Source organism: Nocardioides sp. NPDC127503, from assembly GCF_040302165.1.
Lineage (GTDB): Bacteria > Actinomycetota > Actinomycetes > Propionibacteriales > Nocardioidaceae > Nocardioides.
Window position 1 is genome coordinate 161,082 of sequence record NZ_JBEORH010000004.1, and the last position, 12,272, is coordinate 173,353.

Sequence of the window (12,272 nt, forward strand, 5' to 3'; positions counted from 1 at the left end):
CCAAGGGAATTACCCAATCGCCAGTTCGAAGGAGATCTATTACCCCGGCAGGTACCCGAGAAGTGGCCCGCAGCAAGGCCATATCGTCCACCGCTCATCCAGGGGCTCACCTGGAACAAGACCTGGACGTCAGCGTCAGTTCAAATGCGATCCGATGAGTTTACGGCAAGCAAACCCGCTTTGGTATAGGAAACAATCAATTAAAGATTGTTCTTGACTTTATGCTTCAAATCGCTTCAGGATTCATCGGGCATGACAAAACAGCAAGTTAAGGAGATTTCGTGAATTCTCGGACTCGAATCGCCGCTGTCGTCGCTGGACTCGCACTGGCCACGGTCGCTTCACCAGCTATGGCCAGCCCCGTCCCGCCTCCACTTCCTGACCCGCCGGTCCCCGGCACCCCGGGTCCTCCGATTCCGGACACGCCGGACGTCCCGGGCACTCCGGAAACGCCTGACGTCCCGGAGACCCCGGACGTCCCCGGCACCCCGGAAACCCCTGACGTTCCCGGCACCCCGGAGACCCCTGATGTCCCCGGCACCCCGGAGACCCCTGATGTTCCCGACACTCCGGAGACCCCGGACGTACCCGGCACTCCGGACGTTCCGGAGACACCGGACGTTCCCGACGCACCGGAAGTCCCCGAAACCCCGGACGTTCCCGACGCACCGATCCCGGACGTCCCGGACGTCCCGGAGGGCCCAGGGATCCCGGAGACTCCGGACGTTCCCCTTCCGGACAGCCCTGCCGCTGACGTTCCTGCCGCAGACGTTCCCGTCCCTGAGGTCCCGGTCCCGGATGTTCCGATTCCGGACGTCCCGGTCCCGGACGTCCCCGTCCCCGGCGTTCCCGGAGTTCCCGGAGTTCCCGAGCTCCCCGGCGTCACCGACAGCCTGCTGGGCATCGTCAACAGCCTCCCGGTCGTAGGCCCGGTCCTGACCGACCTGCTCAGCTCGATCCTCGGGAAGCTCCCGCTGCCGTAGAGGCATCCACTCTCACCCAATTAGCAGAGGTCCAGCAGCATCGACGCTGTTGGACCTCTGCTATTTGTTCGAGCGACCCCGACTGTCAGCCCTTGGGGAACGAACCCGCGAGCTCGATGAGGCGGGTGTTGGCCTCGGCCTCACCGATCGACACGCGTACGCCCTCGGGCGGGTAGGGACGGACCATCAGGCCGACCTCGTCGGCAGCCGCGGCGAACTCGGCGCAGCGCTGGGCGGAGTCGAAGGCGAACCAGACGAAGTTGCCCTGGGCGTCGGGGACGTCCCAGCCGGCAGCGCGGACACCCTCGACCACTCGGGTCCGCTCGGCCACCACGTCGTCGACGCGCGCCAGCAGCTCGGTCTGCCGCTCGAGCGAGGCGACGCCGGCCGCCTGGGCGACCACGTTGACGCCGAACGGCAGCGCCATCGCCCGCAGGGTCGAGGCGATCGGCGCCGGCGCGAAGGCGTAGCCGACCCGGAAGCCGGCCAGCCCGTAGGCCTTGGAGAAGGTACGCAGCACGACCACGTTGGCCCGCGAGCGGTAGGTCGCGATCCCGTCGATGGCGTCGTCCATGCGTACGAACTCGGCGTAGGCCTCATCGACCACGACCAGCACGTGCTCGGGCACCTTCGCGAGGAAGGCGTCGAGCTCGGTCTGGGTGACCGAGGTGCCGGTGGGGTTGTTGGGGGTGCAGACGAAGACGACCTTCGTACGCTCCGTGATGGCCGCCGCCATCGCGTCGAGGTCGTGGTGGCCGTCGTCAGTGACCGGTACCTTCACCGCGGTCGCACCGGCCGCGAGCACCGCGATCGGGTAGGCCTCGAAGCTGCGCCAGGCGAAGACGACCTCGTCCTCGGGACCGCAGTAGGCCGAGATCAGCTGGAAGATGAGCGCCACGGCGCCGGTCGAGAGAGCGAGCTCCTCGGCCGGCACCTTGTAGGCCGTCGCGAGCGCCTCGTAGAGCTCGGTGTTGCCCGCGTCGGGGTAGCGGTTGACCCGGCCCGCCGCCTCAGCGGCGACCTCCACCACACCGTCCAGCGGCGGGTAGGGGTTCTCGTTGGACGAGAGCTTGTAGGTCACCAGACCGGGCCGCTCCACCGGCGGCTTGCCCGCGACGTACGCAGGCATAGCGGCGACACTGGGACGGGGCTGTGGGGTGCTCATATCGTGAGATCCTAGGTCGGGATGACCTCGCCCCCGTAAACCACGGGGACGTCGCGGCCGACCACGATGTCGAGCGGGTTGGTGACGCAGCGCACGGAGCCGCCACCGAGGTGGAGCTCGCTCATCTCGACGATCCGGATCGTGAAGCCCCATCCCTCGAGGACGGTGCGGACGCGGTCCGGGCAGGACGGCATCACGATGTTGCGGCCGATCACGATCGAGTTGGCGGCGAACGTGCTGAGCGCCTCCTCCTCGGTGATGACCAGCGGCTCCGGGACGAGATCGAGGAGCGCCTGCGCCGACTCGGGAGCGAGGGCGTCCGGGCAGATGATCGCGCGGCGCTCGTCGAGCGGGCAGAAGGCCAGGTCGAGGTGGTACATCCCCGAGTGGGTCGTCCGAACGCCCAGGACGCGCACACCCATCTCGGCGGCCAGGGTCTTCAGCGCCATCTCGTCGGTGCGCGGCCCGGTGCCGGCGACCAGGTAGCCGGCGTACGGGAAGACGTCGCCCGCCTCGAAGGTCGGCCCGACCCCGTCCTTGCCGACGTACGCCGAGCTCCAGCCGTTCGCGTCGAACCACTCGATCGCGGAGCGGGTCTCGTTGCGCCGCTCGGGGAAGCGCATGTGGGAGAGGAGCACGTGACGCCGGCCGTCAGGGACCGTGGCCGCGAAGCCGAGGTTCATCGCGTAGACCATGTCGGGGCTGTCCTCGCGGGGCGCGATGACGTCGACGCGGCCGCCGAGCTCCTCGATGGTGGCCTTCAGGGTGTCCCACTGCGCGCGAGCACGGACCGGATCGGGCTGGATCTCGGTGTCCATGAACGGGTTGATGGCGTAGTCGATGCGGTAGTGCGTCGGCTCGGTCATCAGGTAGTGACGGCCCCAGCTCAGCGATGTGCTCACTCGTACCCCTCTCAAGGTCTGATTGACTTCAGATCGTCCGATTGCCTGATTGACTGATTGTCAGACAATCCTGTGCCGTTAGGTTAGAGCACGAACGGTCATCACCGGAAGACGGCGCAGGTAGGACAATGGGGCCCATGTTCGAGTCGCTCACCCTGGACGAACCCGCATCGACGGTCGACCGCGTCGCCGACGAGCTCCGCCGGGCGGTGTTCGAGGGCGAGCTCGAGTCGGGCACTCCCCTGCGCGAGCACGGTCTCGCCGAGTCGCTGGGCGTCGGCCGCTCCACGGTCCGCGAGGCGCTGACCATCCTGGTCGCCGAGGGCCTGGCCACCCGCGCACCCAACAAGGGCGTCGCCGTCGCCACCCCCGAGGCCGCCTCCGTCCGTGATGTCTGCGCCGCCCGCTGGGTGCTCGAAGGAGCCGGAGTGCGCAACTGGCGGAACGCCTCCGCAGAGGACCGCCGGGCGGTGCACGAGTCGCTCGATGCGTACATCTCGGCGGTCCACTCGGAGCGCTCGACCTACCGCGAGCTCAACGAGCGCCACCTCGCCTTCCATCTCTCACTGGTGGCCCTCACCGGGTCACCGCGGCTGGTCGCGATGCAGGAGCACCTGGTCCTCGAGCTCAAGCTCTCGCTCGCCCAAGTCGACCGCATCCGCCGCAACGCCCACGACCAGGCCGAGGACCACGCCGCCCTCGTCCGCCTCCTCGACGCCGACCGCATCGACGAGGCCGAGCAGTTCCTGGACAAGCATCTCTCCGACGCCGCCCACTCCATCTGCAAGGCGCTCCGCCTGGAGCCGTGAGCAGGGGTAACACAGTCGCCACACCTGGCGCGGGCTCTTACGCGCGGTTGCGGAGCCTGCCAGACTCACCGGTATGCGCATCGTGACCTGGCTCATCACCAACGCCATCGCTCTGGCGGTGGCAACCTGGCTCGTCGGCGGGATCTACTTCGACGGCCCGACCAGCGGCATGGACGAGATCAAGCAGAAGCTGCTCCCGCTGCTGATCGTCGCCGTCGTGCTCGGCCTCGTGTCGTCCTTCGTCAAGCCGGTCGTGAAGTTCTTCGCGTTCCCGTTCATCCTGCTCACCCTGGGCCTGCTCCTGCTGGTGATCAACGCGGCGATGCTCGGCCTGACCGCGTGGATCCTCGGCCCGACCGGGGTGGGCTTCCACGTCGACGGGTTCTGGGCGGCGGTCCTCGGCGGCATCATCATCTCGATCGTCGACTGGGGCCTCGACCGCGTCTGGCCGGAGAGCGACGAGTGAGAGGTCACGCGGCGCTCCAGATTCCACATCCGCCACGCGTTCTTGGCCGAAATGTAAAACTCAGGCCATGAAGATCGCGGTCGTCTGCCTGGGCAACATCTGCCGTTCTCCGATGGCGGAGGTGGTGCTGCGGGAGCGTCTCGACGGTTCCGGGCTCGACGACGTGGAGCTCGTCTCGGCCGGCACCGGCGGCTGGCACGCAGGCGAGAAGATGGACCGCCGGGCGGCCGCGACGCTGCTCGAGGCGGGCTACGACCCCGAGCGTCACCGGGCCCAGCAGTGGCCGGTCGGGGACCCCGAGACGTACGACCTCGTGCTCGCGATGGATGCCGACAATCTGGCCGATCTGGCTGGTCAGGCACCGGACAGCGGGCTGCGGATGTTCCGTGATTTCGATCCCGAAGGCCCCGGGGACGTACCCGATCCCTATTACGGTGGTGCTGAGGGATTCCGGGAGGTGCTGGCGATGGTGGAGCGTACGAGTGATGCGATCGTTGCATCCGTGGCCTCGGCGAGGCCCGGTTCGTGACCCGCCAGCCCGCGGTCGCCCGTCGTGCCGAGCAGCTGCTCGGAGCGGCGGTGGTGAGCACATCTCCGGTCGCGGGCGGTGACATCTCGACCGCCACCAAGATCCGCCTGAGTGACGGCTCGCTGGTGCTCATGAAGGCTCTCTCCCCACCGCGTGACGACTTCGTCGCCGCCGAGGCTCGCGGGCTCCGCTGGCTGGAGGAGTCGGGGGCCGTGAAGGTCCCCGAGGTCCTCGCCGCCGAGCCCGACTGCCTGGTCCTGCGCTGGATCGAGCCCGGACGCCCCAACGCCGAGACCGCCGAGGAGCTCGGCCGCGCGCTCGCGCGCCTCCACAGCACCCCGGTCTCGGGTTTCGGTGCCGACAGGGACGGGTTCATCGGCCGGATGCCGATGCCCAACAAGCCCGCGGACACCTGGGCCGAGTTCTATGCCGTACGCCGCCTGCTCCCCTATCTCAGGGCCGCCCGTGACCGCGGCGCCATCGACGCCGCCGGCGCCGAGAGCGTCGAGCAGGTCGTCGGGAAGCTGCCCTCGCTGATCCCGGAGGAGCCGCCGGCCCTGCTCCACGGCGACCTCTGGAACGGCAACGTGCTCTGGGACCGGACCAGCGAGGCCTGGCTCATCGACCCCGCGGCGTACGCCGGTCATCGTGAGGTCGACCTCGCCATGCTCGCGCTCTTCGGCCTGCCCCACCTGGAGCGGATGATGTCCGCCTACGAGGACACGACGCCGCTCGCCGAGGGCTGGGAGGATCGCCAGGGCCTCCACCAGCTCTTCCCGCTGCTCGTCCATGCGGCCATGTTCGGTGGCGGCTACGGCGCTCGGGCCGCCACGGTGGCCGCTCGCTACCTCTGATTCTCTGGGAAACCAGAAAACCCCTGGTTACCCAGGGGTTTTCGGATGGCGGTGACGGTGGGATTTGAACCCACGGTAGGTCGCCCTACACAACATTTCGAGTGTTGCACCATCGGCCGCTCGGACACGTCACCGCCGAATAAGTTACAACCTCGGGTGGTCTTCGCCGAAATCGGGGCCGCCTCGCTGGGATCCGAAGAAGTCCTCCAGCAGCGCGCGCTGCTCCTCGGCCATCAGCCCGGCGACGACCTCGGGCCGGTGGTTGAGCCGGCGGTCGCGTACGACGTCCCACAGCGACCCCACCGCACCGGCCTTGTCGTCGAAGGCACCGAAGACGATCCGCTCCACCCTGGCCAGGACCGCGGCGCCGGCGCACATCGTGCACGGCTCCAGCGTCACCACGAGCGTGCAGCCCTCCAGGCGCCACTCGCCGCGGGCCTTGGCCGCCTCGCGCAGCGCGACCACCTCGGCATGTCCGGTGGGGTCGGCCTCGGCCTCACGTACGTTGCGGCCCTTCCCGATCACGACGCCGGACGGGTCGACGACGACCGCGCCGATCGGCACGTCACCGGTCGCCAGGGCAGCACGACCCTCATCGAGAGCGGCCCGCATCGGGGCCTCCCATCGACTGGCTGGGGTCACGCCGGCATGAGGCCGACGGCGTCGTCGAAGGCCTCGCCGCAGCCGATCGCCCGGGCGATCTCGGAGAGCGTCTCGTCGGGGTAGAGGTCGTCCTCGAACATGTCGTCGAGCAGCATGCCCATCTCGACTGCGCTCATCCCGAAGTCGGCGAGGATGCCGAGGTCACCGGCGGGGTCGGGCTCTTCCTCGTCCTCGACCTCTTCGGGCAGCGGAAGCCCGAGCACGTCGAGAGCCGACGCGGCCAGCTCCCACTCGTCGGCCGCGGTCACGTCGGAGAGCAGCACCTTGGTCGCTGCCCCGTGGACCCGGACGATCACGAAGAAGTCCTCGTCGATCGCCGCCATCGCGATCGCGCCGCCATCGCCTGGGAAGCGGTGGAGCGCGTGCGTCAGAGTCTCGACATCGGTCAGGAGGTCGTGAGCGAGTTCGCGCACAACCCAGGCGCCGTCCTCGCGATACATCGCGACGGCGAAGTCAACACCCTCGATCTGCTCCAGCTGATCAGACACACGACCAGAGTGACACCGAAACCGCCCTGGGTCTAGGCCGTATCGCTGAATTCCACGCTCAGGGCGCGGTGTTTCGGGTCTCATGCGCCCCGCTTGGTCAGCCCACGTCTCGGCGCCGGTAGCCGACGAGGGCCAGCGCTGCGACGACGGCCGTCGTCGCCAGCAGCGCGACGGTCGGACCGGCGGTCCAGGTCTCCGTCGGGTACGCTGGCAGGTGGAAGAAGGGTGACAGCGAGCGGACCCCGTCGGGCAGCTCGAGCGTCTCCCCGAGGAAGGCGTCCAGCACCACCCAGGCCACCAGCGCCCACGCCAGGACGGCGAACCGCGGCAACCACGCCAGGATCAGCAGGGCGAGGGCGGCGACGAGCAGCATCGCCGGCAGCTGGGCGAGAACGCCGAGGATCAACTCGGAGACGCGCGAGCCGGAGACCTCGCCGGCGACCGGGACGTACCCCAGCACCATCCCGGCGCTCATCGCCAGGGCCACCAGCAGCACGCCGACGACCGTCACGGCGAGCGAGCCGACCAGCCAGCGGGTCCGGGTGAGCGGGGTGGCGATCAGCGCCTCGAGCCGCCCGGTCTCCTCCTCCGCCCGGAGCCGCAGCACCGAGGCGACGCCGAAGACCGCGCCGATCACGCCGAGGGTGAGATTGACGTAGCCGAGGAACGCGTCGATCAGGGCGTCGCCGGCGCCGGCACCCAGACCCATCGCCTCGAGCAGGTCGGGGTTCCCCTCGAGCATGTCGGGCACCTCCGGGATGACGGAGCCGTAGATCGCGGCGAGCACCGCCAGCCCGATTGCCCAGCCGATCACCAGGCCCCGCTGTGTGCGCAGCGCCAGGCCCCACGGCGTCCCGAGGACGGCGGAGGCGCGCGCGGCACCCGGCCGCGGCTGCAACAGGCCGGCGCCGGCATCGCGTCGCGCGGTCAGCATTACGGCCAGACCGAAGCAGACGGCCGCGGCCGCGAGCAGCACCCCGAGCAGCCACCATCGCTCGTCACCGAACGCGTTGACCCCCTGGGCCCAACCGAACGGCGAGACCCAGAAGAGCGCGCTGTCGCCGACCGCGCCGACGCCACGGACGACGTACGCCGCCCCCAGCAGACCGCCTGCGATCGCGAGCGCGCCGCGGGCCGACGCGGTGACCTGGGCGGCCGCCGCGGCGAGGCCGGCGAAGAGGAGGCCGAGCGTCGCGACCTCCGCCGCGAAGGCCAGCGACCCGGTGCGTTCCAGGCCCAGGCCGATCAGCACCACGGCCAGCAGTCCGCTGATGACGACCGTCGCGGCGAGCGCGACCACGAGTGCGGCCACCTGTGCGGCGTGACGCCCCACGACGCCCGCGCGGACCAGCTCGGCCGCCCCGGACTCCTCCTCGGCGCGCGTGTGGCGGACCACCGTGAAGACGACCAGCAGCGTGATGCCGAGCGTCACGATCGGGGTGATCTCGTTGGCGATGATCCCCTCGACCGTGTCGAGGGCGACCTGTCGGCCACTGGTGATCCGTGACGCCGCGCTCGCCCCGGCGGTCGGCCCGTACGTGGCGATCTTGGCGGCCGTGTCGTACGTGCCCTTCACGGTGGCCGCACTGGCCGCGGAGACTCCGACGATGCCGAGGGCCCAGAGCGGGAGGCGCACCCGGTCGCGGCGCAGCGCCAGCCGGACCAGGGTCGACGTACCGGCGAAGAGCTCGTGGGCACTCATCGGGTCACCACGTCGCCGTACTGGCGGAGGAACAGCTCCTCCAGAGTCGGCGGGTGTGCCTGGAGGGAGACGATCCCGGCCCGGTGCAGGATGCCGACCACGTCGTCGAGCTGGGCGGTGTCGACGGCCAGGGTGACCGTGTGGGTGCCGTGGCTGTCGTCGTACTCGGGGTCATGGACGCCGGGCAGGGAGGCCAGGTCGGTGACCGGGGTCCGGGTCTCGGCGACAACCGTGGTGCGGGTCAGCGTGCGCAGCTCGGTCAGCGTGCCGCTCTGGACGGTGCGGCCGGACCGGATGATGCTCACCCGGTCCGCGAGCCGTTCGACCTCGGCGAGGATGTGGCTGGACAGCAGCACCGTCGCACCCCGCTGGACGACCTCCTCGACGCACTCCTGGAAGACCGCCTCCATCAGCGGGTCCAGGCCCGAGGTCGGCTCGTCGAGCAGGTAGAGGTCGGCCTCCGCGCTGAACGCCGCGACCAGCGCGACCTTCTGCCGGTTGCCCTTGGAGTAGGTGCGCGACCTCTTGCGCGGGTCGAGCTCGAAGCGCTCCACCATCTGCCCGCGCAGCTTCTCGTCGAGGCCGCCGCGCAGCCGGCCCAGCACGTCGATCACCTCGCCACCGGTCAGGCTGGGCCACAGCGGTACGTCGCCAGGCACGTACGCGATCCGGCGGTGGAGCGTGGCGACGTCGCGCCACGGATCACCGCCGAGCAGCCGCGCCCGGCCGCTGTCCGCGCGGAGCAGGCCGAGCAGCACCCGCATGGTGGTGGACTTGCCGGCGCCGTTGGGGCCGAGGAACCCGTGCACCTCGCCGGTCTCGACGTGCAGGTCGAGACCGTCGAGAGCTCGTACGCTTCCGAAGGTCTTGACCAGTCCGGTCAGCTCGATGGCGGTCATTCTTCCTTCTCCTCCTGGGTGACGGTGTGCGGCGCACGAGTGCGTTCGATGAGCAGGCGAGCGGCGGCCGCCTGGGCGGGGGTGAACTCCTCGACGACCGCGTCGATGACGAAATCGCCGCTGGCGCTCACCAGGTCGTGCTCGGAAAGGGCGCGCAACGACTCCTCCGGAAGCAGGTCGAGGATCCGGTCGACGAGCGTGGCGACTGCCGGGTCGTCCGGGTCCGCGTCCGCGAGACGGTCGAACTCGTCGTACATCCCGACCAGGCGCCGGGTGAAGTCCTCGTCGCCGAGCAGCGGCAGCATCGGGGCGATCCAGCGGCTCGCCTCGGTGCCGGGGATGAACGCGAGTACGTCGCGGTCGAGCCGGGCCATCGGGCCGGTGGCGCCGGCTGCCTCGACACGGGTGAAGAACTCGACCAGCCTCGGGTCGGGGAGGTCGTCGAGCGCGAGGCGGCCGTCGCGTACCCGTTCCTGCAGTTCGGCGAGACGTCGCCGCTGAGCGGCCAGACGCTCCTGCTGCAGAGCGAGCGCGGCGTCCATCGAGGCGACGATCTCGCCGAGGTCGCGTCCCTCCTCGTCCGCCAACACCTGCCGCACCTCGTCGAGGCCGAGGCCGAGCTCGACGAGCCGTCGGGCGTGGCTGAGGAACACCAGGTCCCGCATGCCGTAGACGCGATATCCGGACGCGGATCGCTCCGGCTCAGGGAGCAGTCCGACCTGGTGGTAGTAGCGCACGGTGCGGGTGCTCACCCCCGCCGCTGCCGCAAGCTCTCCGATCCGCATGAGACCAGTCAAGACCTTGACGGAGCGTCAAGGTCAAGGTCTGACTGGTGACGTAGGGTTTCGCCCCATGGAGACCCTCGTTGTGGACCACCCCCTCGTCGCCCACAAACTCACCACCCTGCGCAACAAAGAGACCGACTCGTCGACCTTCCGTCGTCTCGCCGACGAGCTCGTCACGCTGCTCGCCTACGAGGCGACCCGCGGGGTGAGGGTCGCCCCGGTCGACATCGTCACGCCGGTCGCTCCGACCCAGGGCGTACGCCTCACCGACCCGCAGCCGCTGATCGTCCCCATCCTCCGGGCCGGTCTCGGGATGCTCGACGGGATGATCCGGCTGCTGCCGACCGCGGAGGTCGGTTTCCTCGGCATGGTCCGCAACGAGGAGACCCTCGAGGCGACGACGTACGCCGAGCGTCTCCCCGCCGACCTCTCCGGCCGCCAGTGCTACGTCGTCGACCCGATGCTCGCCACCGGTGGCACCCTCGCCGCCGCGATCGACTTCCTGGTCTCGCGCGGCGCCGACGACATCACCGCCGTCGTGCTTCTCGCCGCCCCGGAGGGTGTCGCTGCGCTGGAGAAGGGTCTCGAGGGCGTCGACGCCCCCGTCCGCGTCGTCACCGCCGCGATGGACGAGAAGCTCAACGAGAAGGGCTACATCGTCCCCGGCCTCGGTGACGCCGGCGACCGGCTCTACGGCGTCGCGGGCTGATTTCGCGCCTCGGTAACACGCTGTTCGTGGCGCTCGCTCGCGTGTAACACGTCGTTCGTAGGACTATCCGGTCGTTCTGATAGGGCGAGTAGTCCTACGAACAACGTGTTACACGGGCGGCGGGCCGGGCCAGCGGAGGCTCAGGCCTTGATGGTCACCTTCTCCTCGACGTACGGCTCGGCCTCGGCGGTCTCGGCCTCGGCTGCCTCGGCGCGGGCCTTGCGCTTGGCGGCGATGGCCTTGAAGGGCCAGGTGAGGAGCTGGTCGAGGGTGATCCGGCCGGGGGCGACCAGACCGAGCACGAGGGCGGCGGCGCCGAGCGCGGCAGCAAGCTCCCAGCCGCCCTGGTCGACGAAGACCTCGGTGGTGCGGTGGGCGTACCAGACGGCTCCGGCCATCTGACCGGCGAGCACGATGCCGGCGATCGGGGCGAACAGGCCCAGCACCAGCAGCGCGCCGCCGACGAGTTCGACGTACGTCGCCACCTGAGCGGCGATGGCGGGCTCCGGGACCCCCAGGCCGCCCAGGAACTGCTCGGTGCCGGCGAAGCCCTGGTCGTACTTCTGCCAGCCGTGCGCGACGAAGATCCCGCCGACCACCACACGGGCGGCAAGCAGCACGACGTCGTTGAAAAGTCCGGTGTAGGCGTTGCGCCCCACTCGACGACTCATGTCCGGTTCTCCTCTGGTCAGGTCAGAAACAGGGCGCACACGGTAGCGATGCGGAGTCCCGACCGGTACCGCCCGGGGCTTCCTCTCAGCCGAAAGGAAACTCTGCTATGACCTCGTAGGCCGGACGCTTCCTCGGCCCCTCGCCGAGCCGTGAGTGCACCAGCGCGAAGGAGGAGACGGTCCAGGTCGGGCTACGGTACGCATCGAGCAGCCGCACCCAGTTGCTGAGCTCCATCGGCATCCCGGTCCGGGCGACCGTCAGGTGGGGCCGGAAGCGGCCGCCGTCGACCTCGACCCCGGCCTTGACCAGGGCGTTCCGGGTCCCGGCAGCGACCCGGTCGAGCTCCTCGGCGGCATCGGTCTCGACGCCCGCGTAGAGGACCTTGCCCTCGGTCACGTTGGGGAAGGCGCCGCCTCCGGTGACGGTCAGGTCGAAGGGCGTACGCCGTCCCGCGGCCGTCTCCAGCCGCTCGATCGCGTCATCGAGGGACCGGTCGGGAACGTGCTCGGCGAAGGCGAGCGTCAGATGGAGCTGATCAGGCGCCGACCAGCGAAAGGCGGCCGCGTCGCGGCGTACGGACAAGAACTCGTCGAGATCCTCGATCACCGACTCCGGCGGGATCACCGCCACGAACATTCGATTCATC

General features: G+C 69.7%; 15 protein-coding genes and 1 tRNA gene. 6 read left to right on the forward strand and 10 right to left on the reverse strand.

Features of this window, described 5'->3' with window-relative positions; translation table 11 throughout:
• Window positions 1-350 precede the first annotated feature (350 nt).
• Entirely contained in the window at window positions 351-983 is a 633-nt protein-coding gene (locus ABTW65_RS10720) for a hypothetical protein (RefSeq protein ID WP_350660053.1), read from the forward strand.
• Window positions 984-1,068: 85 nt separating this feature from the next.
• Here ABTW65_RS10720 and hisC read toward each other — a convergent pair whose 3' ends face one another.
• A complete protein-coding gene (gene hisC, locus ABTW65_RS10725; protein WP_350660054.1) occupies window positions 1,069-2,148 on the reverse strand; it encodes a histidinol-phosphate transaminase in 1,080 nt (359 codons plus the stop codon).
• Window positions 2,149-2,159: 11 nt separating this feature from the next.
• Window positions 2,160-3,050: a dimethylarginine dimethylaminohydrolase family protein gene (locus ABTW65_RS10730; RefSeq protein WP_350660056.1), complete on the reverse strand. Its 891-nt coding sequence runs from the start codon at window positions 3,048-3,050 to the stop codon at window positions 2,160-2,162.
• 137 nt (window positions 3,051-3,187) lie between these two features.
• On the opposite strand from ABTW65_RS10730, the gene ABTW65_RS10735 reads away from it, so the two are divergent.
• From ABTW65_RS10735 to ABTW65_RS10750, 4 genes are all read left to right on the forward strand, one after another.
• Window positions 3,188-3,859: a GntR family transcriptional regulator gene (locus ABTW65_RS10735; protein ID WP_350660057.1), complete on the forward strand. Its 672-nt coding sequence runs from the start codon at window positions 3,188-3,190 to the stop codon at window positions 3,857-3,859.
• Window positions 3,860-3,932: 73 nt separating this feature from the next.
• Complete coding sequence (locus ABTW65_RS10740) at window positions 3,933-4,325, forward strand: phage holin family protein (RefSeq protein ID WP_350660058.1); 393 nt, start codon at window positions 3,933-3,935, stop codon at window positions 4,323-4,325.
• A 67-nt stretch (window positions 4,326-4,392) separates the two neighbouring features.
• Window positions 4,393-4,854, forward strand: coding sequence for a low molecular weight protein-tyrosine-phosphatase (locus ABTW65_RS10745; RefSeq protein ID WP_350660059.1), 462 nt, complete (start codon window positions 4,393-4,395; stop codon window positions 4,852-4,854).
• Window positions 4,851-5,708, forward strand: a complete 858-nt coding sequence (locus ABTW65_RS10750) for a fructosamine kinase family protein (protein ID WP_350660060.1) — start codon at window positions 4,851-4,853, stop codon at window positions 5,706-5,708. The genes ABTW65_RS10745 and ABTW65_RS10750 overlap by 4 nt, the downstream gene beginning before the upstream one ends.
• A gap of 46 nt (window positions 5,709-5,754) precedes the next feature.
• On the opposite strand, the gene ABTW65_RS10755 is transcribed toward ABTW65_RS10750, so the two are convergent.
• From ABTW65_RS10755 to ABTW65_RS10780, 6 genes are all read right to left on the reverse strand, one after another.
• Window positions 5,755-5,842: transfer RNA gene (locus tag ABTW65_RS10755), tRNA-Ser, on the reverse strand.
• Between the two features lie 10 nt (window positions 5,843-5,852).
• Window positions 5,853-6,320 (reverse strand): nucleoside deaminase, encoded by a 468-nt coding sequence (locus tag ABTW65_RS10760; RefSeq protein WP_350660061.1) that lies wholly within the window; start codon window positions 6,318-6,320, stop codon window positions 5,853-5,855.
• Between the two features lie 26 nt (window positions 6,321-6,346).
• Entirely contained in the window at window positions 6,347-6,859 is a 513-nt protein-coding gene (locus ABTW65_RS10765) for a tRNA adenosine deaminase-associated protein (protein ID WP_160026513.1), read from the reverse strand.
• Between the two features lie 97 nt (window positions 6,860-6,956).
• A complete protein-coding gene (locus ABTW65_RS10770; RefSeq protein WP_350660062.1) occupies window positions 6,957-8,561 on the reverse strand; it encodes an ABC transporter permease in 1,605 nt (534 codons plus the stop codon).
• Window positions 8,558-9,460, reverse strand: coding sequence for an ABC transporter ATP-binding protein (locus ABTW65_RS10775; protein ID WP_350660063.1), 903 nt, complete (start codon window positions 9,458-9,460; stop codon window positions 8,558-8,560). Before ABTW65_RS10775 ends, ABTW65_RS10770 begins: the two co-directional genes overlap by 4 nt.
• Window positions 9,457-10,245, reverse strand: coding sequence for a MerR family transcriptional regulator (locus ABTW65_RS10780; protein ID WP_350660064.1), 789 nt, complete (start codon window positions 10,243-10,245; stop codon window positions 9,457-9,459). The genes ABTW65_RS10775 and ABTW65_RS10780 overlap by 4 nt, the downstream gene beginning before the upstream one ends.
• A gap of 67 nt (window positions 10,246-10,312) precedes the next feature.
• Here ABTW65_RS10780 and upp point away from each other — a divergent pair, with 67 nt between their 5' ends.
• Window positions 10,313-10,954 carry a uracil phosphoribosyltransferase gene (gene upp, locus ABTW65_RS10785; RefSeq protein WP_350660065.1) on the forward strand — a complete coding sequence of 214 codons (642 nt, stop codon included), beginning with the start codon at window positions 10,313-10,315 and terminating at the stop codon, window positions 10,952-10,954.
• Window positions 10,955-11,094: 140 nt separating this feature from the next.
• On the opposite strand, the gene ABTW65_RS10790 is transcribed toward upp, so the two are convergent.
• Together ABTW65_RS10790 and thpR are read right to left on the reverse strand one after the other, a co-directional pair.
• Window positions 11,095-11,625: a DoxX family protein gene (locus ABTW65_RS10790; protein WP_350660067.1), complete on the reverse strand. Its 531-nt coding sequence runs from the start codon at window positions 11,623-11,625 to the stop codon at window positions 11,095-11,097.
• A gap of 85 nt (window positions 11,626-11,710) precedes the next feature.
• Window positions 11,711-12,271 (reverse strand): RNA 2',3'-cyclic phosphodiesterase, encoded by a 561-nt coding sequence (gene thpR, locus ABTW65_RS10795; protein WP_350660068.1) that lies wholly within the window; start codon window positions 12,269-12,271, stop codon window positions 11,711-11,713.
• Between the last annotated feature and the right edge of the window lies 1 nt (window position 12,272).

Coding starts and splice junctions, on each gene's coding strand:
- hisC (WP_350660054.1), bottom strand. CDS start 2,148: ATGAGCACCCCACAGCCCCGTCCCAGTGTCGCCGCTATGCCTGCGTAC.
- upp (WP_350660065.1), top strand. CDS start 10,313: ATGGAGACCCTCGTTGTGGACCACCCCCTCGTCGCCCACAAACTCACC.
- ABTW65_RS10780 (WP_350660064.1), bottom strand. CDS start 10,245: ATGCGGATCGGAGAGCTTGCGGCAGCGGCGGGGGTGAGCACCCGCACC.
- ABTW65_RS10775 (WP_350660063.1), bottom strand. CDS start 9,460: ATGACCGCCATCGAGCTGACCGGACTGGTCAAGACCTTCGGAAGCGTA.
- thpR (WP_350660068.1), bottom strand. CDS start 12,271: ATGAATCGAATGTTCGTGGCGGTGATCCCGCCGGAGTCGGTGATCGAG.
- ABTW65_RS10740 (WP_350660058.1), top strand. CDS start 3,933: ATGCGCATCGTGACCTGGCTCATCACCAACGCCATCGCTCTGGCGGTG.
- ABTW65_RS10760 (WP_350660061.1), bottom strand. CDS start 6,320: ATGCGGGCCGCTCTCGATGAGGGTCGTGCTGCCCTGGCGACCGGTGAC.
- ABTW65_RS10770 (WP_350660062.1), bottom strand. CDS start 8,561: ATGAGTGCCCACGAGCTCTTCGCCGGTACGTCGACCCTGGTCCGGCTG.
- ABTW65_RS10735 (WP_350660057.1), top strand. CDS start 3,188: ATGTTCGAGTCGCTCACCCTGGACGAACCCGCATCGACGGTCGACCGC.
- ABTW65_RS10745 (WP_350660059.1), top strand. CDS start 4,393: ATGAAGATCGCGGTCGTCTGCCTGGGCAACATCTGCCGTTCTCCGATG.
- ABTW65_RS10720 (WP_350660053.1), top strand. CDS start 351: ATGGCCAGCCCCGTCCCGCCTCCACTTCCTGACCCGCCGGTCCCCGGC.
- ABTW65_RS10790 (WP_350660067.1), bottom strand. CDS start 11,625: ATGAGTCGTCGAGTGGGGCGCAACGCCTACACCGGACTTTTCAACGAC.